Annotated in this window: 19 protein-coding genes and 2 pseudogenes; 11 read left to right on the forward strand and 10 right to left on the reverse strand. The window is 57.5% G+C overall.

What is annotated here, in order from left to right:
* Nucleotides 1-893 precede the first annotated feature (893 nt).
* Nucleotides 894-1,079: a hypothetical protein gene (locus tag QA642_RS41430; RefSeq protein WP_092218283.1), complete on the reverse strand. Its 186-nt coding sequence runs from the start codon at nt 1,077-1,079 to the stop codon at nt 894-896.
* Nucleotides 1,080-2,269: 1,190 nt separating this feature from the next.
* Between QA642_RS41430 and QA642_RS41435 the strand changes: the two genes are divergently transcribed.
* The 6 genes and pseudogenes from QA642_RS41435 (at nt 2,270) to QA642_RS41460 (ending at nt 9,072) form a co-directional block, all read left to right on the forward strand.
* Nucleotides 2,270-2,980 carry a hypothetical protein gene (locus QA642_RS41435; protein ID WP_283081969.1) on the forward strand — a complete coding sequence of 237 codons (711 nt, stop codon included), beginning with the start codon at nt 2,270-2,272 and terminating at the stop codon, nt 2,978-2,980.
* Nucleotides 2,981-3,420: 440 nt separating this feature from the next.
* Nucleotides 3,421-4,772: pseudogene (locus QA642_RS41440) on the forward strand (pitrilysin family protein).
* A 59-nt stretch (nt 4,773-4,831) separates the two neighbouring features.
* A complete protein-coding gene (locus QA642_RS41445; protein ID WP_283087087.1) occupies nt 4,832-6,205 on the forward strand; it encodes a pitrilysin family protein in 1,374 nt (457 codons plus the stop codon).
* A 792-nt stretch (nt 6,206-6,997) separates the two neighbouring features.
* Entirely contained in the window at nt 6,998-7,747 is a 750-nt protein-coding gene (locus tag QA642_RS41450) for a hypothetical protein (protein WP_283081970.1), read from the forward strand.
* A gap of 58 nt (nt 7,748-7,805) precedes the next feature.
* Nucleotides 7,806-8,525, forward strand: a complete 720-nt coding sequence (locus tag QA642_RS41455; protein ID WP_283081971.1) for a hypothetical protein — start codon at nt 7,806-7,808, stop codon at nt 8,523-8,525.
* A gap of 247 nt (nt 8,526-8,772) precedes the next feature.
* Nucleotides 8,773-9,072 (forward strand): hypothetical protein, encoded by a 300-nt coding sequence (locus QA642_RS41460; RefSeq protein ID WP_283081972.1) that lies wholly within the window; start codon nt 8,773-8,775, stop codon nt 9,070-9,072.
* Between the two features lie 143 nt (nt 9,073-9,215).
* On the opposite strand, the gene QA642_RS41465 is transcribed toward QA642_RS41460, so the two are convergent.
* Nucleotides 9,216-9,443: a hypothetical protein gene (locus QA642_RS41465; protein ID WP_283081973.1), complete on the reverse strand. Its 228-nt coding sequence runs from the start codon at nt 9,441-9,443 to the stop codon at nt 9,216-9,218.
* 1,426 nt (nt 9,444-10,869) lie between these two features.
* Here QA642_RS41465 and QA642_RS41470 point away from each other — a divergent pair.
* The 3 genes and pseudogenes from QA642_RS41470 to QA642_RS41480 form a co-directional block, all read left to right on the forward strand.
* Entirely contained in the window at nt 10,870-11,940 is a 1,071-nt protein-coding gene (locus QA642_RS41470) for a cytochrome-c peroxidase (protein WP_283081974.1), read from the forward strand.
* A gap of 1,153 nt (nt 11,941-13,093) precedes the next feature.
* Nucleotides 13,094-14,218, forward strand: coding sequence for a molybdenum ABC transporter ATP-binding protein (gene modC, locus QA642_RS41475; protein ID WP_283081975.1), 1,125 nt, complete (start codon nt 13,094-13,096; stop codon nt 14,216-14,218).
* 123 nt (nt 14,219-14,341) lie between these two features.
* Nucleotides 14,342-14,722 (forward strand): annotated as a pseudogene (locus tag QA642_RS41480) (DUF2478 domain-containing protein); the annotation flags it as partial.
* Between the two features lie 288 nt (nt 14,723-15,010).
* Here QA642_RS41480 and QA642_RS41485 read toward each other — a convergent pair.
* Complete coding sequence (locus QA642_RS41485) at nt 15,011-15,430, reverse strand: hypothetical protein (RefSeq protein WP_283087160.1); 420 nt, start codon at nt 15,428-15,430, stop codon at nt 15,011-15,013.
* 1,151 nt (nt 15,431-16,581) lie between these two features.
* Here QA642_RS41485 and QA642_RS41490 point away from each other — a divergent pair.
* Complete coding sequence (locus tag QA642_RS41490) at nt 16,582-17,136, forward strand: peroxiredoxin (protein ID WP_092218291.1); 555 nt, start codon at nt 16,582-16,584, stop codon at nt 17,134-17,136.
* A gap of 6 nt (nt 17,137-17,142) precedes the next feature.
* Nucleotides 17,143-17,691 (forward strand): carboxymuconolactone decarboxylase family protein, encoded by a 549-nt coding sequence (locus QA642_RS41495; RefSeq protein WP_283081976.1) that lies wholly within the window; start codon nt 17,143-17,145, stop codon nt 17,689-17,691.
* A 230-nt stretch (nt 17,692-17,921) separates the two neighbouring features.
* Here QA642_RS41495 and QA642_RS41500 read toward each other — a convergent pair whose 3' ends face one another.
* The 7 genes from QA642_RS41500 to nifH form a co-directional block, all read right to left on the reverse strand.
* Nucleotides 17,922-18,218: a ferredoxin family protein gene (locus QA642_RS41500; protein ID WP_092218293.1), complete on the reverse strand. Its 297-nt coding sequence runs from the start codon at nt 18,216-18,218 to the stop codon at nt 17,922-17,924.
* A 39-nt stretch (nt 18,219-18,257) separates the two neighbouring features.
* Nucleotides 18,258-19,565: an FAD-dependent oxidoreductase gene (locus QA642_RS41505; protein WP_283081977.1), complete on the reverse strand. Its 1,308-nt coding sequence runs from the start codon at nt 19,563-19,565 to the stop codon at nt 18,258-18,260.
* Between the two features lie 11 nt (nt 19,566-19,576).
* The gene (locus QA642_RS41510; RefSeq protein WP_092218294.1) at nt 19,577-20,686 is read right to left on the reverse strand and encodes an electron transfer flavoprotein subunit alpha/FixB family protein; all 1,110 of its coding nucleotides are present in this window, start codon (nt 20,684-20,686) and stop codon (nt 19,577-19,579) included.
* A gap of 988 nt (nt 20,687-21,674) precedes the next feature.
* The gene (nifW, locus tag QA642_RS41515) at nt 21,675-22,016 is read right to left on the reverse strand and encodes a nitrogenase stabilizing/protective protein NifW (protein WP_092218295.1); all 342 of its coding nucleotides are present in this window, start codon (nt 22,014-22,016) and stop codon (nt 21,675-21,677) included.
* A 319-nt stretch (nt 22,017-22,335) separates the two neighbouring features.
* Entirely contained in the window at nt 22,336-23,523 is a 1,188-nt protein-coding gene (gene nifV, locus QA642_RS41520) for a homocitrate synthase (protein WP_194394371.1), read from the reverse strand.
* Between the two features lie 219 nt (nt 23,524-23,742).
* Nucleotides 23,743-24,534: a nitrogen fixation protein NifQ gene (locus QA642_RS41525; RefSeq protein ID WP_283081978.1), complete on the reverse strand. Its 792-nt coding sequence runs from the start codon at nt 24,532-24,534 to the stop codon at nt 23,743-23,745.
* 149 nt (nt 24,535-24,683) lie between these two features.
* Nucleotides 24,684-25,568, reverse strand: coding sequence for a nitrogenase iron protein (gene nifH / locus QA642_RS41530; protein WP_283081979.1), 885 nt, complete (start codon nt 25,566-25,568; stop codon nt 24,684-24,686).
* Nucleotides 25,569-26,280 lie beyond the last annotated feature (712 nt).

The following is a 26,280-nucleotide window of genomic DNA, read 5'->3' on the forward strand; positions in this document are numbered from 1 at the left end:
AGCTGGCAGCGTTTTATGGCGGACACATCGAGCATATTGCTGCGAACCCGCAGCGATACTCTAGCTCGGGTGTCCTGAAAGGCTAAACGCACAGTGGAATTGCGTTTTGCTTCGGCACGAAGTCTGGTTCGGTGAAAGCGCGATATTTCACCTATCAGCTCGGGAACACGAGCGCCGGGCTCCTGAGAACGGAAGCCGGAGGTCGCCCGAGTGAGCTGTTCGAGCGCAAAAATGATCGGCGCGAGCAATTTCCTGGGTGAGATGGACTCACCTCAATAAAAGATTTCCGGGCTACTCATCCGCTTGTCGATAATGCGGGCCATATGTTGCTTGAACATCAGCTCCGGATCGACGGCAACGAACAGCTCGTCCTCTCTCACTCTTTCAATCCGGAAGCGAAAGCCCGCGCAGCAGCGTTTGGCTTGTTGAGGTAAGTGACTCGATGATGGTGCTTGATCCAACCAAGAAGGAGGACAAATGGAAAAACAAAGGATGCAAATGGTAACGAGCGGGCAAACCGCCCTTGTATCCTGCCGCAACTGAAGACAAGAGCGGCAACGCCAGGTGTACCGAGAGTGCGGCAAAGCCCGCCAGCGATCCCCATGATGATGAATATGACTTTATGTAGAACGCACAGGCTCTACACGAAGATAACCGATGTCATTGGCCAAATCGACTTTAGGGAGGTCAGCCTCGCATCTCATGCCCTTCGCCATATAATTCTTGATCAATGATTTCTGCATCCGCACGGGATGGCGGAATTGAGCTTGATAAGCGCAGGTTCCGCTTTCCTTGCGCGGCGCAACATCGGAAACTGGATCGTTTGGCCAGCATTGCCTTTCATGATCCGACCTATTGGCCAGGTGGTGGATACTTTTCATTGTCGAGCGGAATCAAGCAGGACGTGCAGCAGAACAACTGAAGTATCTCTCGATCTCTGCGATCGCGCGTTCCTCCCACTCTGCAGCTTGCGCTAGCAATGAGTCCCGTTGGATTGGCCGAAATGTGGCTGACTGACGGCACAACGAAGCTATCGCGCGATAGCGGCGCACGTTTTCCATAACGGCCGGTCCGCTCATGTGTGGATCTCCTCCCCTGCTATCCCGGGCAAGAACTTGCTCGAAAACCGTTTTCGATCCGTTAGCGGTCGGAGTCGAAGCCGTGAATGGTTGGCAGAACCTTGCCGGCATGACGGGGCCGAAAAAAGAATGTTTTCCACAAGGACCACATCCACATAAAACCGCTCGGCAGTGCTCCATCCGGGCGCTTCTGCACCCGTTGGCTCAGCTTATTGGTTGGATAGCGGAGTTAGCAGCAGCTAGCGCGAGCGAGGCACGTTTCGGCTTGCAATCTCAATCAGGATAACTGTGAACTGGCCTGTCTTTGGGTTCCTCACTAACTAATTTGAGCAATCCGTTTATTGGTGATTTGAAAGACAGAGAGCCGGTGCTTTGTCGCCATCCTTTTTCCTCCATAAACAGCAAACGGCACGCAACTGTGACTTCCTCCGTCTCATCGAAAGCTAGCGAGATTGAGCAGCTGTTTACCTCGCCGGTCGACAACCGAAATGCTGCTTGCGACGGATCCTCTCAATCGCGCAACCCTCGGCAATCTACCAGGTAGCGTAAGCTTATCGCATAACCTTCCGAGTCTCTTCCGTAGCTCCGTTTACTTGATTTAGCGGTGCGCTTGCGCGGCCGGAGTGCACAGGGATTTCAGTGAGAATTTAGCAGAATCGAAGAAGACCAGAGATACTCATCGATACTCATGGGAAGTAGTATCGCCGCAATCCCGAAAATTAAAGGGCTATGGGAACGAGACTAACGTTCGGGATCCAGTTGGACGCAGACTACCACCATTGGTCCACACCCGATTGATGCCGGGCCTCCCATCGGATGCCACGTGTGCCGCAAATTGTGCTTCAAAACGTGCCGCAGTCCTACCCCTCAATATGCGGCACCGTCGATCTGGTGAAACTATCGTGCCTGTCAGCATGGCGGCCCGCCAGAGCGCCCTCGCGAGGTCAAGTGAGGCCGTTTTAGACCCGGAACTAGCAATGACAAGTGTCCCTGGTTTTGCGGCCGCGTGGATCACAAAAGGCTAATGCGCCATTCAAGGGGACGCTTCACCGGCCGAAAGACCTCTGGCCATCAGCCTACCAAAACAAGGAGGCGACGGGCTCTTGTTTGTAGCATATGCTCTGCGAGCGTACGGACGACAGCAATTGTGCGCCGGCGCGCTCGCATCCTACGGGTTTAGGGGCACTTGGATGATCACGCCGTTTCGACGGAACTGGAGTCCAAAAGAGTTATTCAATACTCTTACGCCAGCGATGTTCGCCGCCGAGCCGCCGGCTGTCCGCGCACGTTGGGACAAATTGTGGCCTGATCTGTACACTGAATATGACGCCCGGTACTTGAAACAAGAATTAGTCGCGAGAAATCTTATCGCTTCCGATGAAGCTGCTGCATTCTTTAACGCCTGGGCGATTGACGAAGAGCGCCACACCGACGGATTCATCCGGGTCATTGAACTTGTCGCAAATAGATCCGAGAGGACTCTTCGGGAGAGATTGGAGGCTCGATCTCATGATTTTGGGCCGATCGTTGAACACCTGAAGGACGAGTTTTCCGTGATGGTTATGATCGCATTTGATGAAATGTGCACTTGCCGCGCCTATGCAGCAGAAAAGCCGTTTTATGACGCCCTTGGGAACACCACGTTCCATCATTGGCTGCGACAGGTAATTGCTGACGAGGCGGTCCACTCGATGAACGCCGTTAATGTTATCCGCTCGCGCTATCGCGACCGCATTGGCCAAGTCGGCACAATTCTCGACAACCTAATCCGCGCGGCGGATAACCTATGCTATTCTGGCACCTTCGTCCTGGACTACTTCGGCGCAGTGTACTCCAAGGAGCTGCTGGCAGACTCCCGCCTCGCTACCATGAGAAATATTGCCAAGCCACTCATCGTGTAGAGCGAGATCTGTAACCGCGAGCCTACGGACAATTGCTCGGACGTCATACCGCCAGCTCAATCCACCTCTTCTGCAAGTTTTCCATTGTGCCAGTTGACGCCAGGTTATCCCTGACGCGTTGTCTGTAAATGTCGTGTTCACGACATGTCGACGGTTCACCTTTTGCCAGGATGGTAGGTGCCAGTTCCGTTTTGTATCCACTTGGCGTGCGCGCGGCCGTGAGTACACCACTCCAGCAACTGGTCCGGTCTTTGCTCTGCTGTTTGGCAGACAACGAGCGGCTCCGCGCTTTGTCGGATTTGTCTGCCGTGAACGTGGATCAGCATGGAATGAAAGGCGCTACCATGAAGAATCTGATTTCGGTCACCGCCGAGGCAGGAGGTACCGCCGCTAATACTTCCGGCTCGACGACGCCCACCGCGCCGGCGGTCGAGCACAGGATGGATGACAGCACTGACTTATATCTACCTGAAGAGGAGAGCGTCCTTGCCGACAGGGTCAGATCGGATCGACCCGCTAGCTTCACGCTTCAGAACGGCCTCCAGGTGCTCGTGATCCCAGATCATCGCACACCCGTTGTGACTCAGATGATCTGGTATAAGGTCGGCTCCGCCGACGAGCCGCCTGGCAAATCGGGGCTTGCGCATTTCCTCGAACACCTGATGTTCAAGGGCACCTCCAAACATCCGGCTGATGCCTTCTCCACGGCCGTCCTACGCGCCGGCGGCAATCAGAACGCCTTCACCGGGCTTGACTACACCAGCTATTTCCAGCACGTGCCGCGCGAGCACCTCGGCAAGATGATGGAATTTGAAGCCGATCGCATGACCGGTCTCATTCTCAAGGATGAGGACGTGCTTTGTGAGCGCGACGTCGTACTGGAGGAATTCAATATGAGGGTCGCCAACAATCCACGTGAACGTCTCGCCGAGCAGATGATGGCGGCGCTTTACCTCAACCACCCCTACGGTCGCTCCATTATCGGGTGGCGCCATGAAATCGAAAATCTTACCCGAGAGGATGCGCTTACCTTCTACAAGCGCTTCTATGCACCGAACAACGCGATCCTGATAGTCGCTGGCGACGTCGCCCCCAAGGAAATCCGCTCGATGGTGACGGGACGTTTGGCGGCATCCCCACGCAAGCATCAATTCCCCTGGAACGCCTGCGGCCGCAAGAGCCGACGCCGGCAGCGCCGCGCACAGTGACGTTGGCCGATGCCCGCGTCGAGCAGCCAGCCCTGCACCGCTATTATCTTGTACCATCGGCTCGCACCGCGGCCGCGGGCGAGGGTCCAGTGCTTGACGTGCTCGAGCAGTTGATGGGCGGCGGCGTCAACTCATACCTCTATCGCTCGCTGGTGGTCGAAAAGCAGCTCGCCGTCACTGCCGGAGCGAGCTACCACTCTGCCGCGCTCGATCCCTCGCTATTCGCGATTTTTGCCCTACCAAAACCCGGCGTCAAACTCAGCCAGATCGAGCGCGCCATCGACGAGGTAATAGCCGACATTGCGGGTAATCCCCCGAGCACCGAAGATCTCGAGAGGGTCAAGACGCGGCTGATCGCGCAGGTGACCTACGTCCAGGACAATCAGGAAATGCTAGCCCGCTGGTATGGCCGCGGCCTGACAACGGGACTATCCGTCGACGATATTCGGGGATGGGCTGACGGCATCCGCGCGGTCGGTGCACAGCAGGTGCACGACGCCGCGCCGAAATGGCTCGACAAGAAACGATCGGTGACCGGCTATCTCATCAAAGAGTCCACCCCAAAACAGGGGGAGAAGCTCTAATGATCCATCCTTGCACACGACGTGAGATCCTCCTCGGGGGAGCCTCGCTCTCAATCGCGATGCTCGCTTCGCCCAATTCGCTTGCCGCCACGAGGACGCTTGCCCGGACCGGGATCAAGCGTCTGGTTTCGTCTTGCGGTATAGAAGCCTGGTTCGTGCAGGATTCCACTGTCCCGTTGATCGCGATGGAATTTGCCTTCACCGGAGGCGCGACTCAGGACCCCGAACAAAAACCTGGCGTGAGCCACATGGTCGCTGGCCTGCTCAAGGAAGGTTCCGCCGGGCTTGACTTCAAGACCTTCCATGAGCGGCTCGACCATCGTGCCATTGATCTGCATTTTCACTCGACCCATGATCACTTCCGAGGTTCCTTGCGCACGCTCAAGGACAACGCAGACGAAGTCTTCGACCTTTTACGGATGGCGCTAACCTCGCCCCGTTTCGACGCGACCGACGTCGAACGGATCCGTGCCACTGTGCTTGCGCGCCTTCGGCACGACTCGACCGATCCTTCGTCTCTGGCCCATCTCAAGTTCCTCGAAGTCGCCTTTAGCGATCATCCTTATGCTCGCCCAGCCGGGGGCTCGCTGGAGAGCGTGCCGAAAATCGAGATCGCGGATCTCAAGGGCTATGCCCGGCGCGTGATCGCAAAAGACACTCTCAAACTTGCGGTGGTCGGCGACGTCCGTCCAGAGGTCCTCTGCAAACTGCTCGACAAGACCTTTGGCAGCCTGCCGACCGAAGCGGAAGCGGCGCCGGTTCCTGAAGTCGTTGCAGCAAAGCCGCCACGGCGGCTCTTTATTCCGCTCGACGTGCCGCAGACAGTTGTGACTTTTGGCGGTCCAGCATTCCGTCGCAGCGAGCCCGATTTCATGGCAGCCTATGTCGTCAACCACATCCTCGGCGGCGCCGGCCTGACGTCGCGTCTGTTCCGCGAAGTCCGCGAGAAACGCGGACTAGCCTATTCGGTTCGTGAGAACCTGGTCTGGCTGGATCATTCAGCCATGTTTCTCGGGAATAGTGGCACCTGCGCCGATCGTGCCGACGAAACGGTCGAAGAAATCGAGAAGCAGGTCCGCGACATCGCCGAGGAGGGACCCACTCAGCAGGAACTCGATGATGCAAAGTCCTACCTGAAAGGGTCGCAAATACTGGCTCTCAACACATCATCAAAGCTTGCGCGGACGCTGCAGCAGCAGCAGCTTGACAAGCTGCCCATCGACTATTTCGAAAAGCACAACGCCGTGGTCGATGGGGTGACGTTGGCGGACGCCAAGAGAGCGGCACGGCGCTTGTGGGGCGATGGTCTGCTCACAATTATCGTCGGCCGCTCCCCCAGGGACGCAGCGCAACCGACCACCATGCCACCGGCGACCACACCTCCGCCAGGCGCTCGGCAACTAGACGCCGCCCCGACGGCTCCACCGAATTGACGTTCTAGCAGCCCAGGCGCTTGGCAAGCCCCTGGCTGTTGCGCGCAGACTGGGTCTAACCACCGGCTTCAGCCTGCAGAGATATTCGCTCGTGGACAGTTACCATGCGGCCGCTCAAGCGCGTTGCCAAACAAGCAGTCCGGGTTGAAGTCTTTAGGACAACCAAATGCAAGATAGAAATCGGGGCTCCGCGAAGACTAAGTTGAGGCACTGTCGTCCTGCCATTGGGCAATAGCTCGGACGTGGAGATAACCGCTTACCAAATGGCTTGCCCTAATTCTTTTCATTTCCAGCCCAACCAGCGATGGCCGGATTTTCAGGATCATCTCAGTACTTGTCTGCCGAAAAGACGACGATCTGATCCAGCAGACCCTTTGATGATTGTCCAAGCCATAGTCGTACCGCGTAACACCGCCTTTACTCTTCGCTGAGCTCGCAATCTGACGCTACGTAAGATTCGGTTGCTTTATGCCGATCTAGATAGCGGCGTCGATAGATAACCTATGGCGATGCGACGACCACAGGCATACCGTTGGTTCTTGGCGCGCTTTTCAGCCGCTTACAAACCTCACGTAGATCACCACCACAAGTGATTCACTCCCCATTCGCGGTGTGCGTTGTCGTTGCCATCTAAGGACGTCACTCGCTCGATGTTGACAATGTTCATCGGTTGAAGAGCTCTCGCGTCCGAAGGGTCATTGCCCCTTCTTTCTGCCATGTTCGCACCCAAAGCAGAGACGCGCCGGTTGCGCAATTTGCGCGCGGCAATAGCAAGTGTCTCAGGAGATTTCCATGGTGAAGCCAGTTGTAATTGTGGTAGGTGCGGACAAGGGCGGAGTCGGCAAAACGACCGTATCACGAACGCTACTGGACTACTTCAGCGTCAACAACGTGCAAACACGCGCATTCGACACGGAGTCGCCGCGGGGAACGCTGAAGCGCTTTTATCCCGAGATCACCGAGATCGTTGACATGACGGTGACAGCGGACCAGATGAAGATCTTCGATACCCTGAACTCAGGGCTGTCCGTTACTGTCATTGATGCTCGCGCAGGCTTACTGTCCTCTGCGCTGGCTTCCTTGCGCGACATCGGATTTCTGGACTCGGCGCGGTCTGGCCAGATAACGTTCGCCGTGTTCCATATCCTGGGATCATCCATCGCTTCGTTAGACGAGATCGCGGAGACCGCGACCTTCATGAACGGCGCAAAGTACTACCTAGTCAAGAACTTCATCAACGACACTCAATTCTTCCAGTGGGATCAAGCGACCTATAATTCCTATTTTCACCGCATCAAACATGCGACTGAGTTGGTCATACCGAAGCTTAACGAGATGGCTTATGAGCAAGTGGAAGTCGCATCCGTCCCATTCATAGACTTCGTCGCGAACAAGGGGCGGAACGATGAACCCGCGAACAACTCCTTCGTGCTGCGCGGCTATGTCCGTCACTGGCTGGCACATGTCTGGAGCGAATTTGATCGCATCAACTTGACGGAATTGGCCGGCGCCAAGTCCGCCACCCGGGTCGGCGAGAAGTAGTCGCATATCGGCGAGCTCAGGTCGGGCCCACGTACGAAACGAAATTGATCTGCCGGCTATGTTAGCGACCCCCATCTACATCATTTGCTCTCCTAGCCCGCAGGTCGGTAAAACTCTCATCGCTCGGGCCATGAGCGAGTTCTTGCTGCTGAAAAATGGCACAGCACTGTCGTTTGATGTCAACTTGAAAGAGCCGTCGTTGCTCGACTACCTCCCCAACATCACGGAGACCGCGGATGTGACCGACACTTATGGCAAGATGCAGCTGATGGACCCTCTTATCGTCCACGACCGGGTAGCCAAGGTAATCGATCTCGGCTTTCACGCCTTCGACGAATTCTTCAGGATGTGCGAAGAGATCGGCTTCATGAAGGAGACGGCGCGCTGCTACGTCGCCCCCATCATTCTCTTCATCGCGGGCGCTGACCGCATCTCCTTTCGCGGTTATGAAATGCTGCGGCGGCGAATTCCGGCGGCATCGCTGGTCATCGTCCACAATGAATTCGTGCTTCGTAGCGAATTACCTGAAGCGATGGATGGCGAGCGGGTGCTTCGGATTCCCGCTCTTCCGCTGTTCCTCAAGAGATATATAGACCGGCTTGGCTTTTCATTCACTGGATATCTACGCAACGAGAATGACTGGTCCACCGAGCTGCATCAATGGATTCGACGGAACTACAGCATGTTTCGCGATCTGGATACGAGTGTGATGCTGAGAAAGGTCTATCGATCTCGGGGCACGGATATCGACAGCCTACGTTGCACAAGGGCCACTTGAGATTCCGATCTGCTTACCATCTATTCGTCCGGCCTAAGGGTTGGTCTTCGATGGCGCTCTCAACGGTCTCGCACGCATGAATTGCGATTTACGACCCTTCAGTGGACTGCGCATCTTTGCTCACCGAACGAACGGGCGGGAAAGTCGCGAGTCTTCGGATGCAATTATTCGGCAGGAATGCGGAGCCAAGGAATGGCCGCTCGATGACCATCGCTATGCTTGATACTCCAGGGACGAAGCATCTGTGATGACTTCAATTGATGATGCATTAAGTGAGATCAGATCGCTGAGGAGCGAAATCTGGCGGTGCCGTCGACTCCTTAAAACGGACCTACCTGGCGCGGAGCGCGAGGCCGTTGAAAATCGTCTGGTTGAACAACTTTCTGCCTTTGAACGGCTCTTGTCGACGGCGTTTCCTTTGACCTTGAGCCCGAAACGGTATTCGGCCAAGAGCATCACGATCGGGCAAACTGATTCCCTTGAAGCACCCATCGACAACGCCGCAGTGGCATCAAGCAGTTCCTTCGGGAAGTCGATGGGCGGATAACAAAAGAGGTTTCCTGCTCTATCTGTATCTTGAGCCCGGCAGTCGAAACCAGGCTATTCTCCAACTGAGAAACCTGACGAAGAGCACGACGGAACAACCTCCAACGCTAACGTTCCGGCGATGTTTTGCCAGTTATAGCCGACTTAGCCACCTGCCGGAAAATAATTGGTTGCCGACCACAACGCCACAGATTGATGGGCAGCACGAATTCCTGCAGATGTCCTGCCGTAACCACCGCAGTTACGCAGATTGTCCCTCCGACCAGCTACGACCACGCCGATGGCAATCTCACGGCGGGCCCAAAGTCGGCGGATCGCTGCAGCGCTGAAGAACGCAACTGCTTCAGTACGAAATTGAAGTTCAGAGCGCATTGCAATCTCGTATCACGTGTGGGCGCACATCGATCGCTGATCGGGGCAAATCGATTCACGGAGCTCAGCCCCCGGATAGATGAATTGCGGCGCGGCCGGCTAATGCTTCAGCCCGATCGACTTTAGGCCACGCTGGCCAAACTCTGGCCCGTAGGCCTGAACACCTCACTGTCGCTCAGTTTCTGCAACTGCCACTCGGACGCCTCACTCTCGATGAAGGACGACCGGAAGCCTATTGAGACGCCGTCTTGGTCCTTCGTTTCTCTCCGCCGCAATTGGCATCATGCGGCGGCATTCGCCGCGTAAATTCTTGAAATTGTCCCTAAGGCAAAAGATGGCTACCTCCACATCGCTAGGCCCTTTAAAGCGGTCACAGAAGCGCATCACGTCTAGTCTGCACGACATTAAGACTTGCTCGGCCCCACGATCTCGCGCACGAGCTTGTTCTGTGCACCACGTGGCTGCGATCGCGATCACGATCGCAGCGAGGGCGGATGCACAGCAATGCGCATTGCAAATCCAGCTCATTCGTCGCTCTTGATTCACCAAACCTGTCTTAAGCCGCATATCCTTCACTATTATTCTTTGCCCCGCGAGCGTAATCTGTTTGCCGGATTGGGCGCCTCGGCAGCCATGATCGAGCCTGTTGCGGGGCAGCCGAAATGATTACGGCCTCCGAATCATCGTCCCGCCACGCGCAACGCGCTCATGCGAAGACGGAGGTACGACAAGATCGGCCGTTTAGAGCATGTGTGGCGATGCTGTCTCCCCGGTGGCGTTCTGCTTCGCAATGCCTACAACCTGACGCCACGGTCGATTCAAGCACTTTGAGCGTCCGGCACGTGTGAATACGTGCTGAGACGGGCTTACCCACATTGGTGGCAGTAGGACGAACTCCCGACAACTGCACGCCTGACCGACGGCCTTCAGGTAGGAACGTCACCGATGTTGGTGGCGATCAGCTTAGTGTGGGGGTGGAAGGCTCAAAGCGCACGCATCGAGGCGAGCAGCGACAAGCTGCGCCGGCGCAGCTCGCTTTGTTCGCGGTTTCAGCCAGCTGACCTGCAGAGTCAAATGGTGCCGTACGGGTGAGTTTCCGAGAAGCACGGAGGCTTGGAACCGACAGGCCGGGATTCCTGTGGCTGGATGATGATTTGTCGCACCCGTCACGTACCGTCGATTCGACAGCCTCAAGCCGCTCGCTGCAATTCACAGTGCGCAATTGCATGAAACCAGCCCAGCAGGCTTCGCCCTTGGGCCCTGGCACGCCGGTTGCTATAGCACCGGCGGAGCGTCGGCCTGGGTGCAGCCTAGCCTAGCATACGGAAGACACCATTCGTTGACTGCTGCACGTCGTTCTGCGGGCGGACGCGGACCGAGCGCTATGTTTGCGATTCCAGGATCTAGGAGAAAAGCGAGACATCACATGAGGAAAATAGTGGTAAGCGAGCTTTCCAGGGCCTGCAGGTTAAGTGTTGTGGCGTCAGCCATTCTGGTTTCCCCAGCAGCCGGCGCCAATGAGGATCTGATGCGCGCCGCCAAGCGGATTTTCAAGCCGATTCCCTCAGTCGTTCCAGTGGTGAAGGACAATCCTATCACCCATGAAAAGGTCACGCTTGGCAAATCCTTGTTTTTCGATTCGAGGCTATCTGCAAGCGGAGTTATCAGCTGCAACACGTGTCATAACCTTGGGACGGGCGGGGTAGATGCCGGCCCGAGATCGATTGGTCATCGCTGGCAGCTGGGGTCTCGTCGTGCGCCAACAGTCTATAACGCAGTCTTCAACGTGGCGCAGTTCTGGGATGGGCGAGCGGCGGATCTCAAGGCGCAGGCAGCAGGCCCTGTCCAGGCCAGCGTCGAAATGAATGCGACGGCCGATCGCGTACTCAACACATTGAATTCAATGACCGATTACGTCGTTATGTTCAGTAAGGCTTTTCCCAACGAAGCGGTGCCCCTTACGTTTGAAAACTTCGCCAAGGCCATCGAGGCTTTCGAAGCGACCTTGATTACTCCCCACGCCCCCTTCGATCAGTACCTCGAGGGCGATGAGTATGCTCTCAACGATCAGCAGAAAGCCGGGCTAAAGCTATTCATCGAAAAGGGATGCTCCTCTTGTCACAACGGAATCAACGTCGGCGGACAGGATTATTTTCGCTTCGGCATCATTAAAAGGCCAGCCGAAAGCCAGCTTCCAAAGGAGGACAAAGGTCGTTTTGCCGTCACCAAGGACCTCGGCGACGAGTATGTTTTCCGCTCGGCGCCGTTGCGCAACGTCGCATTGCGTCCGCCCTACTTTCATTCTGGTCAGGTTTGGAGTCTTAAGCAAGCGGTCGGCGTGATGAGTGAGGTTCAGCTTGGAGCAGAGCTCAGCGATGAAGAAACTGACGAAATTGTCGCCTTTCTGAATTCGCTCACCGGACAGCTGCCGAAGATCGAGTACCCGATACTGCCCACGCGCACCATTGCAACGCCAAAGCCCTCCTTAGACAAATAGGCCTTAAGGATAGCGACACGCTATGCGGTCCAAGCTGGAGCATTCAGCAGGCTCAAATTGCGGGCCTCGAGCCCCAACCCGTTCGTCGCCGACGCCAGAGTTCCTTAGGGGCCGGTCAAATCATCCCATCTTGGGCAGCTCAATCCCGCGTCGACTCGCGAGTCGACGAAGGCCCGCGCGCCCTGAAATATGTCCGTAACCCGTGCTGCTAGCAAGACGTTCTGCCGTAGCTCGCGGGCACCGCATATCATCTCACATCAGCCTTTTTTTCAAGCGCCCGGCCCCCGACCTTCTCCTCCGCACAGATCGGAACGTGCGCCAGATCGGATGGCATGCGCTTGTCCCTCATTGACGAGTTTTACGCTCATGTTCGCCAAAGCACCATCCCCAATCCAAAAGGCGACGGATCATCCTCAGCTTCCATGTGGTAGCTCCTACATTTGTGCGCATGGCGACGCGAGCGTCGACAGTCCTACAATAAGATGCGGCGACTTAAGACGTCGGGTGAAGACCGATACAAAACCTCGCTTGCCGCAAGACGCGCAGAAAATTCCTTGAAACGGCACGCGGATTGCTGGGTAGGAATCAACCAGTCGCCGCCAAGGAAGGAGCGCGGGGAGCCGGAGTTTCAATGAGATTTATCCGATTCATCCTGATCGATCTGGCTTTGATGTGCTCGCGCCCGAGAATGCAGAAGCCATGACCGTGGCTCCCGGCGCAAACTTCAAATCGGCTAGCAAAGCCGTGGGATCCTTGATGCGGATTTCCGGCTCCGAGCCAGTATTCAGCTCTGGCCTGAGCCGACATCTTTACCGCCAAACCTCTCAAGCCGCGCAATTTGGACATTCAGCAGAAGCCGCCGGACCGGCGAAGCGGGCTGAAAACCTCGCGCTAAGGGACAGGCGCTTTGCCTCTCATTGGCAAGCGCACTGGGCAGCGTCCGACTGTCACGATCGTCGCGGCGCGGAGATGCTCAAGAAGCCTCTGATCTTAACACAGATCTGCAGTCCGCCGCCGCAGCTTACGCCCTCAGGCGAGCAGAGACGCCGTGCTGGAGCGGCACAGGCCGGATTATCTGAGGCATGGCGATCATCTCTGTTGCAGCGATTGTGCTCGTGACTTGGATGGGAAGACACAGCACAGGCGCAGGTTCATGAGAGAAGCAAAAACGGGCTATATTGAGGTTGCGTTCAACGGCTCTCTCGCGAACATTCCGTTAGATGCGCAATTCAGGCTGCCGGCCAAAGGCGTCACGGCAATTTTTGGTCCGCCCGGGTGCGGCAAGACCACACTCGCGCGCTGCATCGCTGGCGTGCAGCATGTGCCGACTGGATTTTGTGCGGTCGATGGAGAGATTTGGCAGGATGAGACGACCTTTCGACCGCCTCATCTGCGTCCCGTCGCATATCTATTCCGACCACCAATTCCTCTTTCTCATTGGTCTGTACGGCGCACCCTCCTATACAAGGCGTCAACATCGACACCAACACTAATCGATTTTGATGGAGTGGTCGAATTGCTCGACTTGTCACCGCTGCTCGAGCGTTCGCCGTCACATCTTTCCGCGGCCGAGCGACAGCGACTTGCCCTTGGCAGCGCGCTGTTGGGCCAGCCCCAGCTACTTTTGCTGGACGATCCACTCATTGTGCTCGATCGCGCCGCCAAATGCGAGATCCTGCCATTTCTCGAGCGCATGCGGGAAAAGCTCCCATTGCCGATGATCTACATCACCCAAGATTACGCTGACATCGAGCGTTTTGCCGATCATCTTGTCATGATGAAAGATGGCGTCGTGACTGCGGCCGGGCCGCTCAACGTCGTTCAGAGCGATCCGGCGCTAGCCGGGCGCGGCGAAGCGGCAGTCTGTCTTGATACCTTGGTCGGCGGTTATGACGGGCGCTATGGGCTGATCATGCTTCGCCTCAACGGGGCGCGCCTTCTGATACCTGGAGTGCCGCTTAGACCGGGCGCGCAGCTGCGGCTGCGCATCGCAGCCGGCGATGTCAGCATCGCGTGCGAGCCCCCACGTGCAAGCTCTATCCTCAATGTATTTCCGGCACGCATCAAAGCCTTTCTGCCGTTCAACGAGGCGGAGGTCACCTTGGTTCTGGCTCTTGAAACTGGCCGTTCCGGCGTGCCGCTTTTGGCGCGCATCACGCGCCGCTCCTTTGATGCGCTACGGCTCAGCAATGGGGCGAACGTTTTTGCGGAGGTCGCGCGCGCCGTTCCGCTAGCGGCTGCCGAGCGGTGCTTGCAACGCCTGCCACGATCCGCATGAGAGCGTTCGACAGCATTGCCCCGATACGAGAAACACATCAACAGGAACCCGGCCGTGATCGATAATCTGGATGAGATCGATCCGAATAGTGTGGGGGCTATTCTCTACCGTCCAAAAGACGATGTGGATAGGCTACTCGCCGATTTCGCGCAGGATATCGCGCAGCAAGGGGTACGCATCGGCGGCATCGTGCAGCGACACGCGAGATGCGCAAATGGCACGCACGTCATGCTCGCAATCGACGTTGCGACAGGACAAGAGATCTCGATTTCCCAGCCACTCGGCAGCGGAGCTATGTCCTGTAATCTCGATACAAATGGGCTTGCCGAGGCCGCAGCTGTCGTTTCCCAGGCACTTCGCAAAAAGATCGATCTTCTCGTGATCAACAAATTCGCCAAACAAGAAACCGCTGGCCGGGGCCTGCGCGCCGAATTCGTTGACACGATCACCCAAGGCGTACCAGTCCTGACAGCCGTTCCGAAAAAACGCCTTGCCGACTGGCGAACCTTCACCGCGGGCGTTAGCACGCTGCTGCCTTGTGATCGTCAATCCTTGGAGCAGTGGTGGCGCGAGATCTCAACGCGCCGGGCGCGCGGGGCCATCAGCACCAGCTCCGGTTATTTGGGGACGATGATACCGGATCGCTTGATGACGACGATGGACTGTCGACAACTTCGTCCCCGAAATCGCCCATCGGGCTCTTTCGCCGCCTCCGAAAACAGCCTTAGCTCTTGCGTCCGCTCCCACGCTCTGCGTCCCGCGATGCCTTCGAACGTGCCGATTGCGGACCTTCTATGGCGAGAGTTCAACCAGCTGCCCGTTCAGCGGCGCTGTGTAGCGCATGCTGCTGAACGGCCTTGTCCCGCAAGTCAGATTGGTAATCGGTTGCGGCCGAGCCAAGATGAGCGTGCGGAACATCGACGCTATAACGCGTGCTGCTGAAGGAACTGTACCGCAGGTTGGACCTTGGCGCACCGGAATCGAACCACCAATATCCTTACGGCGGATATTTTCATGCGACCGGGCGGCTGGAGCCTCGGGGGAACTCGCCTCAGGCAAACTCTGCTCAGAAGAGCGGAGCTGCAGCTCGTCCAACTGCTGCTCGAAGCCAGCTTGATCCGGAGGCTCGGCATCGGCCTCTTGCGCACGCTGCTCATGTTGCTCGGCGCACCAGCGCATCCAATAGTTCGGATCCTTATAACCCGGCTCCATACCACTCTCCCTAGATGACATAACTCTTCATAGCCGCCCCAGAGTCACACTCGTGTGCACCGACCATGTAGACTCCAGCTCAAAAAACCCGACCGACGAGATCGATGCCTGAACAAACGAGACCTCCATCACACGCCGCACCAAGCTCGTGCACTACTCACACCTGCCCAACCTTCTGCAGCAGAGCGCCCGCTCCTGAGTGGCATCGTAAAGCCGAAAACGCCGAAAACAGTCCAAGATAAACTAAAGCCAACTTGCCTCATTCCAAGAGCAACGGCGTTCGTGCACTCCTCCCCCCGGGCAAGGCCGCATGCCGCACATCTGGATCGAGATTGGGCTGATCAATTGCCGTTGGAAGACCCACCGTGATTTGATACTTGCAACGGAACGTCCCGCTTCGCATTCGATTCTTCACGCCAATGCCCTCACTTCCGCGACAAATCGGGTCGCGCCTGCACAGCCACATGCCTAACGCACCTAAGATCTTGAGACATTGAGGTCTCTCCTTCTCATAAAGGAGCTTCAGAGTGATCGCCGCATGTATGATCCAGACTGTACAACCTGACGCCACGTAGAGTCCAAGCCCCAATCGCCGCCGAAGGCGAGCCCGGTTGGCTTTGAAGCGTTTCAGGATCCGGCAAACCCTCGAGCCTGGCGATCTAGCGCCGCTTGAAGCGCCTCAATGCGCGAAGCGCCGTAGCCTATGATTACTCGCACCTTGTTTGGCAGCCGCGAGCATCTGGCCTTACTGGCGCAATCTGTTGTCGCGGCGATACAGCCGCTCTTGTTTGCGCTAGATGCTACGAACCTCGCGCTTCGTCAGGTTCCCCATTTTTTTATTAGATCTCGGCAGGCCGGCAATCATTTATCACATTGATGGCGAGATGAGGAAGTTTGCTCTAAGGGACGCAGAACGGTCTTTGACCAGACGCTTGCAGTGCGAACATCTCAGGCGGCCGCGCAAAGCAAGACTGTTTTCATGAGCCTTGGTAAAGGAAGCGCTTGGCTACAGATTTTTCTCGGATCGACGCTCCAAGCGCCCGGGCATGCCTGTATCAAAGCCGCTGGACTCCACTCCTGAGAACGCATGGCACATAGCTTGCTTCAACAGTGAAGCCACCTTCTACAGAGAGCGAATTTGTGAGGACAGCATGCTCGGAATTGGAAGTCAGTTGCCGCCGTTCGAAATCACAGGCGTGAAGCCCGGTTTTCAAGCGCAGGAAGAAGGAGGACAGAGTGCATTCGAGACGCTGACCGAAGCGAGCTTTCCAGGAAAATGGAAGATCATCTTCTTCTATCCCAAGGATTTTACCTTCGTCTGCCCGACAGAGATCGCTGAGTTTGCCCGGCTTTCCAAGGAATTCGCCGACCGCGACGCGGTGGTACTGGGTGGTTCGACTGACAATGAGTTCTGCAAGCTCGCTTGGCGGCGCTCACATGTCGACCTACACGAACTTCCAATCTGGCAGTTTGCCGACACAAAGGGAACGCTCGTCGACGGTCTTGGCGTGCGTTCACCCGAAGGGGTTGCCTATCGTTACACCTTTATTGTTGACCCCCAAAATACGATCCAGCACGTCTATGCGACGAATCTCAGCGTCGGGCGCAGTCCTAAGGACACGCTCCGCGTTCTGGACGCGCTGCAAACCGACGAGCTCTGTCCCTGCAACCGCGAAATCGGCGGCGAAACCTTGAAGGTTGCTTGAGGCAGCATGTCGTCGATCAAACAACTAAGCGACCAGATTCCCGATTTCGCGAAGGATGTCAGGCTGAACTTGACCTCCTTGATGGCCGATGAGACGCTTTCGCCACAACGAAAATACGGGCTGCTGCTGGCGAGCGCGATTGCCACTCGCAATGAAGTCCTGATTGCCGCGATGGAATCGGCTGCGTCCGCTGTGATGACATCTGTGGCGATTGCCGCAGCGAAAGCCGCAGCCAGCCTCATGGCAATGAACAACGTTTACTACCGCTTCGCTCACCTTGTCTCCAACCCGGAATACAAAACGATGCCGCCACGGCTGCGTATGAACGTGATCGGCAATCCCGGCGTGGACAAGTCCGATTTCGAGCTGTGGTCGCTTGCGGTCTCCGCCATAAACGGCTGCGGTGCCTGCATCGATGCCCATGAGAAGACACTCAGAGCCGCGGGCGTCAATTCCGAAGCGATCCAGACCGCCGTGCGCTTTGCCGCGATCATGCAGTCAGTGGCAATCGCAATCGAGGCCGCCGGGCCCGACCCCTCTCAGGCGAGGGGCTGATCCTTCCTCTACCATCCGGTTGACTACGTTGTGGCGCCACTCAGTGAGGTCACAACCAGTCCTTCGCGGCTCCCGAACGAGCGGCACATCTGCACGTTATGGCTTGTGCGGCGTTCCCCCGAAGAGTGTCTTGCTCGACGTCCCGGCGCCGCGCAAGTGACGCGGAATGCGCCAATGATGCGGTGAAGCCCTATCGCCTAACTCGGTCGCACCACGGCTCTGTTCCACTATCAGCCAAACTTGAACTGCACTCCATATCCGCCGCGCGGATGGCTCCATTCGATGTCGCCGGTGGGCTCGGCGATCACGCGGCAGGTACCGCACTCGATGCAGCCGTCAACTGTTATCTCGACTTGGCCGTTGTCGTTTAGCTCGTAGCATCGCGCTGGGCAGGCTTTCAAAAGTGCAAGGAGCTGCGGCGATGGCGTCGTGTGCGCACGGACCTTGACGTGAGGGTGACCGATGTCGACAAGATAGCGATTATAATACAGCTTGTCTTCGACGCGGACTGGCGATTCGACATTCATGCTTTGACCTTCCATTGTTGGGCTTCACAACTGTCGCGGTCAGCGCCAGGCCCGGGCAAAACGACAAGCATCACCGAACAGACCTGCCCATGACCGCGCCTTGACAAAGGATTTCAGGGTCGCCTTCTCCTTCTCAGCCTTGGGCGTACCATCGACGCGCACGAAGTTTTGCATCGCCTTGGAGATGAGCTGCGGATAGGTGAGAAAGAAGTTTTGTGACTGGGTATGCATTAGGGGCGGCAAATCCTTGTACTTCTTTAGATCTTTGATGACGAAGGAATCGTCTAGCATCTTCTTGTAGATCGACAGATTTGCTGCACTCATCGGCTCGCCGCGCGATTTCACCAGACCTATCGCTTCGGCGGCGATGCGGCCGGAAGTCATCGCGAGATTGGAACCCTCACGATGAATGGCATTGTTGAGTTGGGCCGCATCGCCCACTACGACCCAGCCTTCCCCATACAGCTGCGGGATCGACTTGTACCCGCCTTCAGGAATGAGATGGGCCGAGTACTCCTTGACTTCGGACCCTGCTACCAGGGGTGCCACGGAGGGATGGCTCTTGAATTGATCGAGCAGGCCGTATGGCGTCTGGCCCGTGCGCTGGAAGTCGGCGACGAGACAACCAATGCCCAGCGAAATGCACTCTTTGTTGGCATAGATGAAACCCATTCCGGTCATGCCGCGGGAAATGGTACCGGCCGCCTCGATCACGACGCCTTCATCGCCCTTGAGATTGAAGCGCGCCTCGATAGTCTCGCGGGGCAAGAAGTGCATCTCTTTCACCGCGAGCGCAACGTTGTCGGGTCTCGGCCGCGCGCGCAGGCCCGCGCGCGTCCCGAGCAGGCCATTGACCCCCTCGGCCAGCACGACGACATCGGCATGTATTTCGCCGTCTCGGCGATCTGTACGAACACCGACGATTCTTTCACGCTCGTCCCGTACGAGCTCGGTGACGGTCGTCTCGCACAGTAAGGTCGCGCCAGCCTCCCGCACCTTGGAAGAGAACCATTTGTCAAACTGGGCGCGTATAATCGTGTACCTGTTCGGCCGTTCCTCGTTGAATTCGTCTGAACGGTAATGCATGCCGACATGGGAACGATCGTCCATGATCCAGAACCGCTGCTCAATCACGTGACGTTCGAGCGGCGCCTCCTCTCGAAACTCGGGGATCAGCTTTTCCAGCATGTCGGCATAGAGGATGGCGCCCTGCACATTCTTCGATCCTGGATATTCGCCTCGCTCGAGCTGCAGCACCTTCATGCCGCGCTTAGCCATGGTCAATGCCGCCGCGTTGCCGGCCATACCGGCTCCAACCACGATCGCATCGAATCTCTCTTCAATCATCATCATCTCCTCTAGACCGCGATCCGGGCGCGCGAGTTCGGCAAAAGGCGGGCGCGAAATGCGGCCGTCAGCGCGGGTAGCAGTTGGATGGCGTCGCTCACGATCGCGAGATGGGCAAAGTCGAAGATCGGAGCATTCTTGTCAGTATTGACGGCGACGATCAAATCCGCGCCCTCGACGCCAACGCGGTGCTGGATCGCTCCGGAAATGCCGGCGGCAATATAGAGCTTTGGCCGGATGGTTTTCCCCGTCTGGCCGATTTGGCGGTCAGACGTAACCCACCCTTTTTGCACCAGAGGACGCGAGCAGCCATATTCAGCGCCAAGCAGAGTTGCGAGCTCGCGCACCAACCGAAAGTTCTCAGGCGATCCCAATCCCAGGCCGCCCGCAACCACGACATCGGCATAGGCCAGATTGGAGGTTTCTGCATCGCGGTCGGGTAGAAACGACAATACCTTTGTGGCAATATCATCTTCGAGAAGACCGAGCGGATGGACGATGATACGAGCGGCATCGCGTACGACGCGCTCAGGCATCGGCATGACCCGCGGGCGGACGGTTGCCATCTGCGGACGATAATTCAAGGTATAGATCGTGCAGAGCAGCGAGCCGCCAAAGGTCGGACGCGTCGCCGCGAGCGAACCATCGGCGTCGACGTCGAGCGCGGTGCAGTCGGCAGTGAGCCCCGTCGACAGAGTCGTCGCCACGGAACCTGCGAGATCGCGACCGAGCGTCGTCGCCCCCAACAGCAGGATCTCGGGCTTGTAGGTGTTGACGAGTTCGGTTAGCGCTTTGGTATAGGATTCGTTTCGGTAATCCGACAAAACGTTGTCGCTCACGAGGTAGGCCAGATCGGCGCCATAGCAAAAGGCGTCAAGCGCGGCGTTACGTGTGTGCTGCCCTTCCGGACCGATAACGACAGCGGCAAGATTCACCTTTAGCCTGTCGGCCAGCCTGCGGCCCGCACCCATGAGCTCCCATGAAACCGGATGCACCTGGCCACGCTCCAGCTCGACGAAGACCCAGACGTGCTTGTACGCCTTGAAGTGCTCCGGCAGTTCTTTTTTGGCTGCTGCGCGCCCGGCCGGCGCCGGCATGATCGTTCTGGTGACATTGCTCATACTCTAAATTCCCCTCAAAGATAGGCGCGCCCGCGCCACAGGTTGCTTTTTAGCTTCCTTAACTGAAGATCACTTTTGGTCAGCAAGTGGCCGGCTGCTCTGCCCCGTCTGCTTGGTCCGACCGGCCTCACAACAAGACGCGTCGTCGCGATAGACGTACCGGTCCGGCAGGATTTGGCGAGGTCTTCCACACTGAACGCTTGCGCGCCGCGTTTGACGAGCGCCACCGCGGTGGCCAGGGCGCCGCGGTGATTCTGACCATTCGCTTCCATGCCCGAGTTGGCGATTCCGTTCGCTGCGCAATACTTGCGCCTCAGTTTCCGCCCACCAGCTCCACATTGACTGTGACGACGAGCGCGATACCGGCGACGCACCTGTCACGCGATCCATGCCGAGCCTCCAGCGCGGACAGCCCGTATGGGCTGACGTTGGCCCTCTTCCTGACGCATGTTGCTATCCAGCATGAGTTGGATACAAATCTGAGCGAAATCCAGGGCCGATTTGATGCGGGCGACGCTGTGCATACCCTCTCCAGGTGTAGCGCGAACGGGCGACTTATCCATTGACCACCATCTCACCGTCCATATGGAGCCTTGATCGCGTCAAAGACCGTTTCGAGCGGACCTGGCGCGATCGTACGCCACGAGATGATGGCGCAGGGCTCGGCAGGCACTAAAAGCAGCATCATGGGTCTTCCTTCAATCTCATCTCGGACGACTACCATCCGTCGGCATCGACGATCGGGTCGGCAGGACAGCAGCAAGTGTCGTACCAGTTGCAAAAAATACTGAAAGTCAGTCGAAAGTAATGGTTTGGCAGACACTTGAAATCCGCTGATACCTGGACACGACCAGTCCAGACATGGGTCGGGAATACGACAGCCGCCGCTCGGGTGATAGCTGCAGAGAGTTGACCCGGATAAAGACGAAGGCCGCACATCGGGTTGCCACGGTGCCCCGTCGGGCACACCTTGCAGTGGAACGCTAGATCACTTCAGCTCGCTCAATGGGACAAAGGCCGCCGCCTTCTTAGGGTCTGCGGCGCCCTCCTTCAAAACCTTGAACACTCGCTGGTCGATCGGTGACGATGCCACGAAATCCGCATAGGCCCGCTCCAGCATCGCCTTGCACCGAGCTCTGATTTCCGGCTCTGCGGCACCAGCAAATTGCTCTTTTGCAAAGTATTGTCCCATGCGCTTTAAGATGTGAAGGCGCGCGACATTCACGATTTTAGGGTCGTAATCGACGCCAAGTAGCGAAAAAAAATCCTCCGCCGATGAGGCCTTGCTGAGCCGATCCAGGATACCGGCTGCCGGGGACGAGTTGATCATGAAAAATTCTCCTTCGGATTAGCTCTGGACGGTAACTGCTGGCGGGATCAATGGCCAAACCACGATCGAGGCTGACGCTCGTCAGGACGGTCGCCGGACCGGAACTCAGCGCGAGAAGACGCCGATTGGCAGTGCGGGGCGGCTCGCCATTGGGTAGGAGGTCACAGCATGTATGGCGGAACGGGAAGTAAGATCTGGAGATGAGATCGCGCCAGGGGATCTGACGTGCGAAAGCTGGACGCCGTGCGGGCCCATCAGCGATATCGGACGCCATCCTTGCGGCGCGTCTGTTTACGCAAACGCTGCTGGACACGGCTTTTCACGCGGGGTGGGTTGCCAGGCATCCGCACACGTCGCGCCAGATCGCCGCCACGGTTTCGCGCTCGACCGAGCGCTTGTGCTCGATGGCATATTTGCGGACTCGCGACAGAATCTGTCTGGCTTGATCGGCGTTGGCGACGAGCTGCAGTTCATCGAGTAACGCGGTGATCGCCCCAAGTCCGGAATGCTTGCCGATCACAAAGCGGTTGCAGCGGCCAAACAAAACCGGATCAAGCGATTGATAGGTGCGTTGATCCTTCAAAAGGCCAGCGACATGAATGCCGGATTCGTGCGTAAATACATGCTCTCCGACGATGGCCTTGTTCACAGGAATCGCACGTGCGGCCGCGGCTGCAACCACCGCGGCGACGTTCTCGAGCTCCGGGAGTATGATGCCAGTCTCGCGCCCGTAGAGCTGTTTGAGTGCGACCGCGATTTCCTCGAGCGGGGCATTTCCGGCCCGCTCGCCCAGCCCGATGACGGTCACTGAGGCGTGGCTCACGCCGGCCTTGATAGCGGAGAGCGTGTTGGCGGTTGCGAGTCCGAGATCATCGTGACCGTGAAATTCGAGTTCGAGATCGGTGGTCGCACGCAAATTCCTGACCAGCACGTAGGTTGCGTCGGGATCGAGCACACTGAGCGTATCTGCAATACGAAAGCGACGCGCGCCCGCGGCTTTTGCAGTTGCCATCAGTCTGATGAGAAAATCGATGTCGGCGCGGGAGGAGTCCTCACCACCGACGGCGACCTCAAGTCCGCGCGCACGGGCATAGCCTACCAGGCGCTTCACCCGTTCCAGCGCCAGGTCGCGATGACCACCTAGCTTGGCCGCGATCTGGACGTCGGAGGTCGGGATCGACATATTGATCATGGATACCCTTGCTTCGATGGCCGCGTCGACATCCGATTCCCGCATCCGGCACCAGCCTATGGTGGTCAGCGGAAGATCTGCTTCGACAATGGCGCGAATAGCGGAGATCTCCTCGTTGCCCATCGCCGGCGTTCCCGCCTCGATCTCCGTGACTCCGGCCCGCGCCAGCGCCTGCGCAATCGCTAGCTTTTCCTCTGTGGTGAACGCAACGCCAGGTGCCTGCTCGCCGTCGCGTAACGTCGTGTCGTTGAGCACGGTGGGCTTGGCGCGCACCTGGTCGGACCAAGACGATTTTGCGGCGGTGCTAGCGGCAATCACGCGAGAGCTCCTCATTGTTTGACCGACCTAAGCTTCAGCAAATGGATTGTCGTAAATGCGACAGGCTCATGAAGCGGACGCCTTGCCTATTGCCCCGCTGAGTTCGAACTTCAATGCAGTTGCGGCACGCCAGGATGTGAGAATTGTTGCGGAGCACTTGAGCCGCCGCCGCCTTGGACACATGGTCGCTCGCTCGAAACGGCGTCGGCCGCGCCCTCAACCTTCCGCGCGGCTTACCAAATCCTGCGAGGCTTTCTCCGATGATGGTGCGATCGCGGACCCTTGTGGCAGCTCAGATGGCCAGTCACCGGCAACGACCGGCCGAGCGGCCTGCAACAGAAAATCCCGCCGGCGCTCGGTCATCCGGCTCTCACCGCTTTCTTCGCCGAAGCAGATGTTGAAGTCGTCACATTGGTTGCACACGGGTGTCGTGCACATCACGAGGCCTTCATTCTCGCAAAGCATGCGGTAGAAGAAGCGCTTCCAGCGCATATTGTTGACATTGCGCGCGGCGAGCGGCGCGAAATGGCGGCTCAGCAGCCGGGAGAGTTCGCCGCGATTGCGCAAGCCGAGAGCTTCCCACAGATGGCCTGGCTCAATGGCGCGCCGCGCTATCATGGCAGCCAGCCAGCGGCCAATATCCCGTTCCGTCGAGCGTTGCTTGAGCAAGAGATCGCGCAGCATTGCGATCTCTTCGTCACCTTCGCACCTGAAAACCGAGAGCTGCTCCGCGAGCTTGATCTCAAGCGAGGGAAAGTACTGCTCCAGCAAGGCCGCCAGTTCAAGGCCGGACAGGCCGGCCTTCTCGGGAAGGGAGCCACCATCCATTGTGGCAGCCGCCAAGATAGACGCTAAGACATGGCAATCGAAACTGCTGTCACTGGCAATATCGGCATCTGCAGGAGGCACACCGGTGAGTAGGCGGTAGGTTGCAATTCCCCTGTGCATCTGACTGTTGGCCTCAACGGCACAATCAGCCATCAACGGAAGGAAGTGCGCTTCGGACATAATTTTGCGAGTTTCCACAATGGTCTGGCTTGAGCTGCCGCATCCTGGTTTTGATCAGGGTCGATCGTCAGAATGCCGGCCTCCCGGGATGGGCGGTGAGGGAGACCGGCATTCGTCGCGCGCCTTCGCAAGGCCGCGACTCGCGACCTTTACGAGGCCGCGAGTTCGGCGGCGGTCTTGCCGATGATGGATTCGTCCACGGGCTTCATAATGCCATGCTCCATCAGCATGTCCTCGAGCTCGTCCATGGAGATTGGAGTCGGGATGATGCCTTTGCCGCCATTTTTGTGAACCTTGGTCGCAAGATTGCGATAGTGATCGGCCTGCTTGGAATCGGGTGCATACTCGAGCACCGTCATGCGACGTAACTCGGCATGCTGCACCACGTTGTCGCGCGGCACGAAGTAGATCAGCTGAGTGCCTAGCTTCTTGGCCAACGCTTCCGCCAGTTCCAGCTCCTTGTCGGTCTGCCGCTCATTGCAGATCAGACCGCCCAGCCGCACACCGCCAGAGTTTGCGTATTTCAGGATTCCCTTGGAAATATTGTTCGCGGCATACATAGCCATCATTTCACCGGACATCACGATATAGATTTCCTGCGCCTTGTTCTCGCGGATCGGCATCGCAAAGCCACCGCAAACGACGTCGCCGAGCACGTCGTATGAGACATAGTCAATGTTTTCGTAGGCGCCGTTCTCCTCCAGGAAATTGATCGAGGTAATGACGCCGCGGCCGGCGCAGCCGACACCCGGCTCAGGACCACCAGACTCCACGCAGCGAATGTCCTTGTAGCCGACCTTCATTACGTCCTCGAGCTCGAGGTCCTCCACGCTGCCGGCACTCGCTGCAAGGCTCAAAATCGTGTCTTGCGCCTTGGCGTGCAAAATCAGGCGGGTCGAGTCCGCTTTCGGGTCGCACCCTACAATCAGGATTTTCTGACCCATCTCAGCCAGCGCCGCCAGCGTGTTCTGCGAAGTGGTCGACTTGCCGATGCCGCCCTTCCCGTAGAACGCGATTTGTCTCAGTGAAGACATGTTGCTCTCCATCAACCGATTTGCCAAAGTTGCGCGCTTCTTGCGCGCGAGCTTGTTTCTCTCTCAGAAACGGGGCACACGGGTTTAAGGGAAGGAGCACATCGCTCGTCTTACGCGTCGGCGTGCACTCAGCCCTCACTCAGTGTTGCTACCGCTTATTAGCAACCGCCGTGCCAACGTTTGACCGTGCTCCTTAACCTTCTGATTACGTTTCCGAAAACCAACTAGCTGGTGAGCAAGGTCCTGGCTGTTTTGGATCTAACAGGATCTGCGCGGCTGTCAGAAAACTAACAACGACTACAACCATCACCGCGAAAACACCGATTTGGCGCGCCTGTTCCGATGCCTTCAGTTGTGGAACGGAAGTTGCTCCGATCTCACGATAGTGAATATGCCGGTCGGGCCCGAAACCTGGCGAACCAGCGACGAGGTTGCATACATGGTACGGCGCTTGGTGCGCTGACTTTGAAGAAATTGAACGGGCTCCCGAAGCAGCCGCGGCTTGCCAATCGTTCAGCTCCGGCGCGCCTACATAGGTATGTCGTGGCGACAATCATCTTATATCAGAAGCCCGGCTGCGCCACTAACGCGCGCCAGATTCAAGCGCTGAAGTCCGCCGGCGCCGACGTGATAGCCCAAGACATCTTGAAGGAGCCATGGGATGGGGAGGAATTACGTAGGTTCTTCGGCCATATGCCCGTCGGCTCCTGGT

Source organism: Bradyrhizobium sp. CB2312, from assembly GCF_029714425.1.
Taxonomy (GTDB): domain Bacteria; phylum Pseudomonadota; class Alphaproteobacteria; order Rhizobiales; family Xanthobacteraceae; genus Bradyrhizobium.

Bases quoted from the DNA above. Each gene is read 5' to 3' on its own strand.
- QA642_RS41430 (WP_092218283.1), bottom strand. From the start codon at position 1,079: ATGAGCGGACCGGCCGTTATGGAAAACGTGCGCCGCTATCGCGCGATA.
- QA642_RS41435 (WP_283081969.1), top strand. From the start codon at position 2,270: ATGATCACGCCGTTTCGACGGAACTGGAGTCCAAAAGAGTTATTCAAT.
- QA642_RS41445 (WP_283087087.1), top strand. From the start codon at position 4,832: ATGCTCGCTTCGCCCAATTCGCTTGCCGCCACGAGGACGCTTGCCCGG.
- QA642_RS41450 (WP_283081970.1), top strand. From the start codon at position 6,998: ATGGTGAAGCCAGTTGTAATTGTGGTAGGTGCGGACAAGGGCGGAGTC.
- QA642_RS41455 (WP_283081971.1), top strand. From the start codon at position 7,806: ATGTTAGCGACCCCCATCTACATCATTTGCTCTCCTAGCCCGCAGGTC.
- QA642_RS41460 (WP_283081972.1), top strand. From the start codon at position 8,773: ATGACTTCAATTGATGATGCATTAAGTGAGATCAGATCGCTGAGGAGC.
- QA642_RS41465 (WP_283081973.1), bottom strand. From the start codon at position 9,443: ATGCGCTCTGAACTTCAATTTCGTACTGAAGCAGTTGCGTTCTTCAGC.
- QA642_RS41470 (WP_283081974.1), top strand. From the start codon at position 10,870: ATGAGGAAAATAGTGGTAAGCGAGCTTTCCAGGGCCTGCAGGTTAAGT.
- modC (WP_283081975.1), top strand. From the start codon at position 13,094: ATGAGAGAAGCAAAAACGGGCTATATTGAGGTTGCGTTCAACGGCTCT.
- QA642_RS41485 (WP_283087160.1), bottom strand. From the start codon at position 15,430: ATGGAGCCGGGTTATAAGGATCCGAACTATTGGATGCGCTGGTGCGCC.
- QA642_RS41490 (WP_092218291.1), top strand. From the start codon at position 16,582: ATGCTCGGAATTGGAAGTCAGTTGCCGCCGTTCGAAATCACAGGCGTG.
- QA642_RS41495 (WP_283081976.1), top strand. From the start codon at position 17,143: ATGTCGTCGATCAAACAACTAAGCGACCAGATTCCCGATTTCGCGAAG.
- QA642_RS41500 (WP_092218293.1), bottom strand. From the start codon at position 18,218: ATGAATGTCGAATCGCCAGTCCGCGTCGAAGACAAGCTGTATTATAAT.
- QA642_RS41505 (WP_283081977.1), bottom strand. From the start codon at position 19,565: ATGATTGAAGAGAGATTCGATGCGATCGTGGTTGGAGCCGGTATGGCC.
- QA642_RS41510 (WP_092218294.1), bottom strand. From the start codon at position 20,686: ATGAGCAATGTCACCAGAACGATCATGCCGGCGCCGGCCGGGCGCGCA.
- nifW (WP_092218295.1), bottom strand. From the start codon at position 22,016: ATGATCAACTCGTCCCCGGCAGCCGGTATCCTGGATCGGCTCAGCAAG.
- QA642_RS41525 (WP_283081978.1), bottom strand. From the start codon at position 24,534: ATGTCCGAAGCGCACTTCCTTCCGTTGATGGCTGATTGTGCCGTTGAG.
- nifH (WP_283081979.1), bottom strand. From the start codon at position 25,568: ATGTCTTCACTGAGACAAATCGCGTTCTACGGGAAGGGCGGCATCGGC.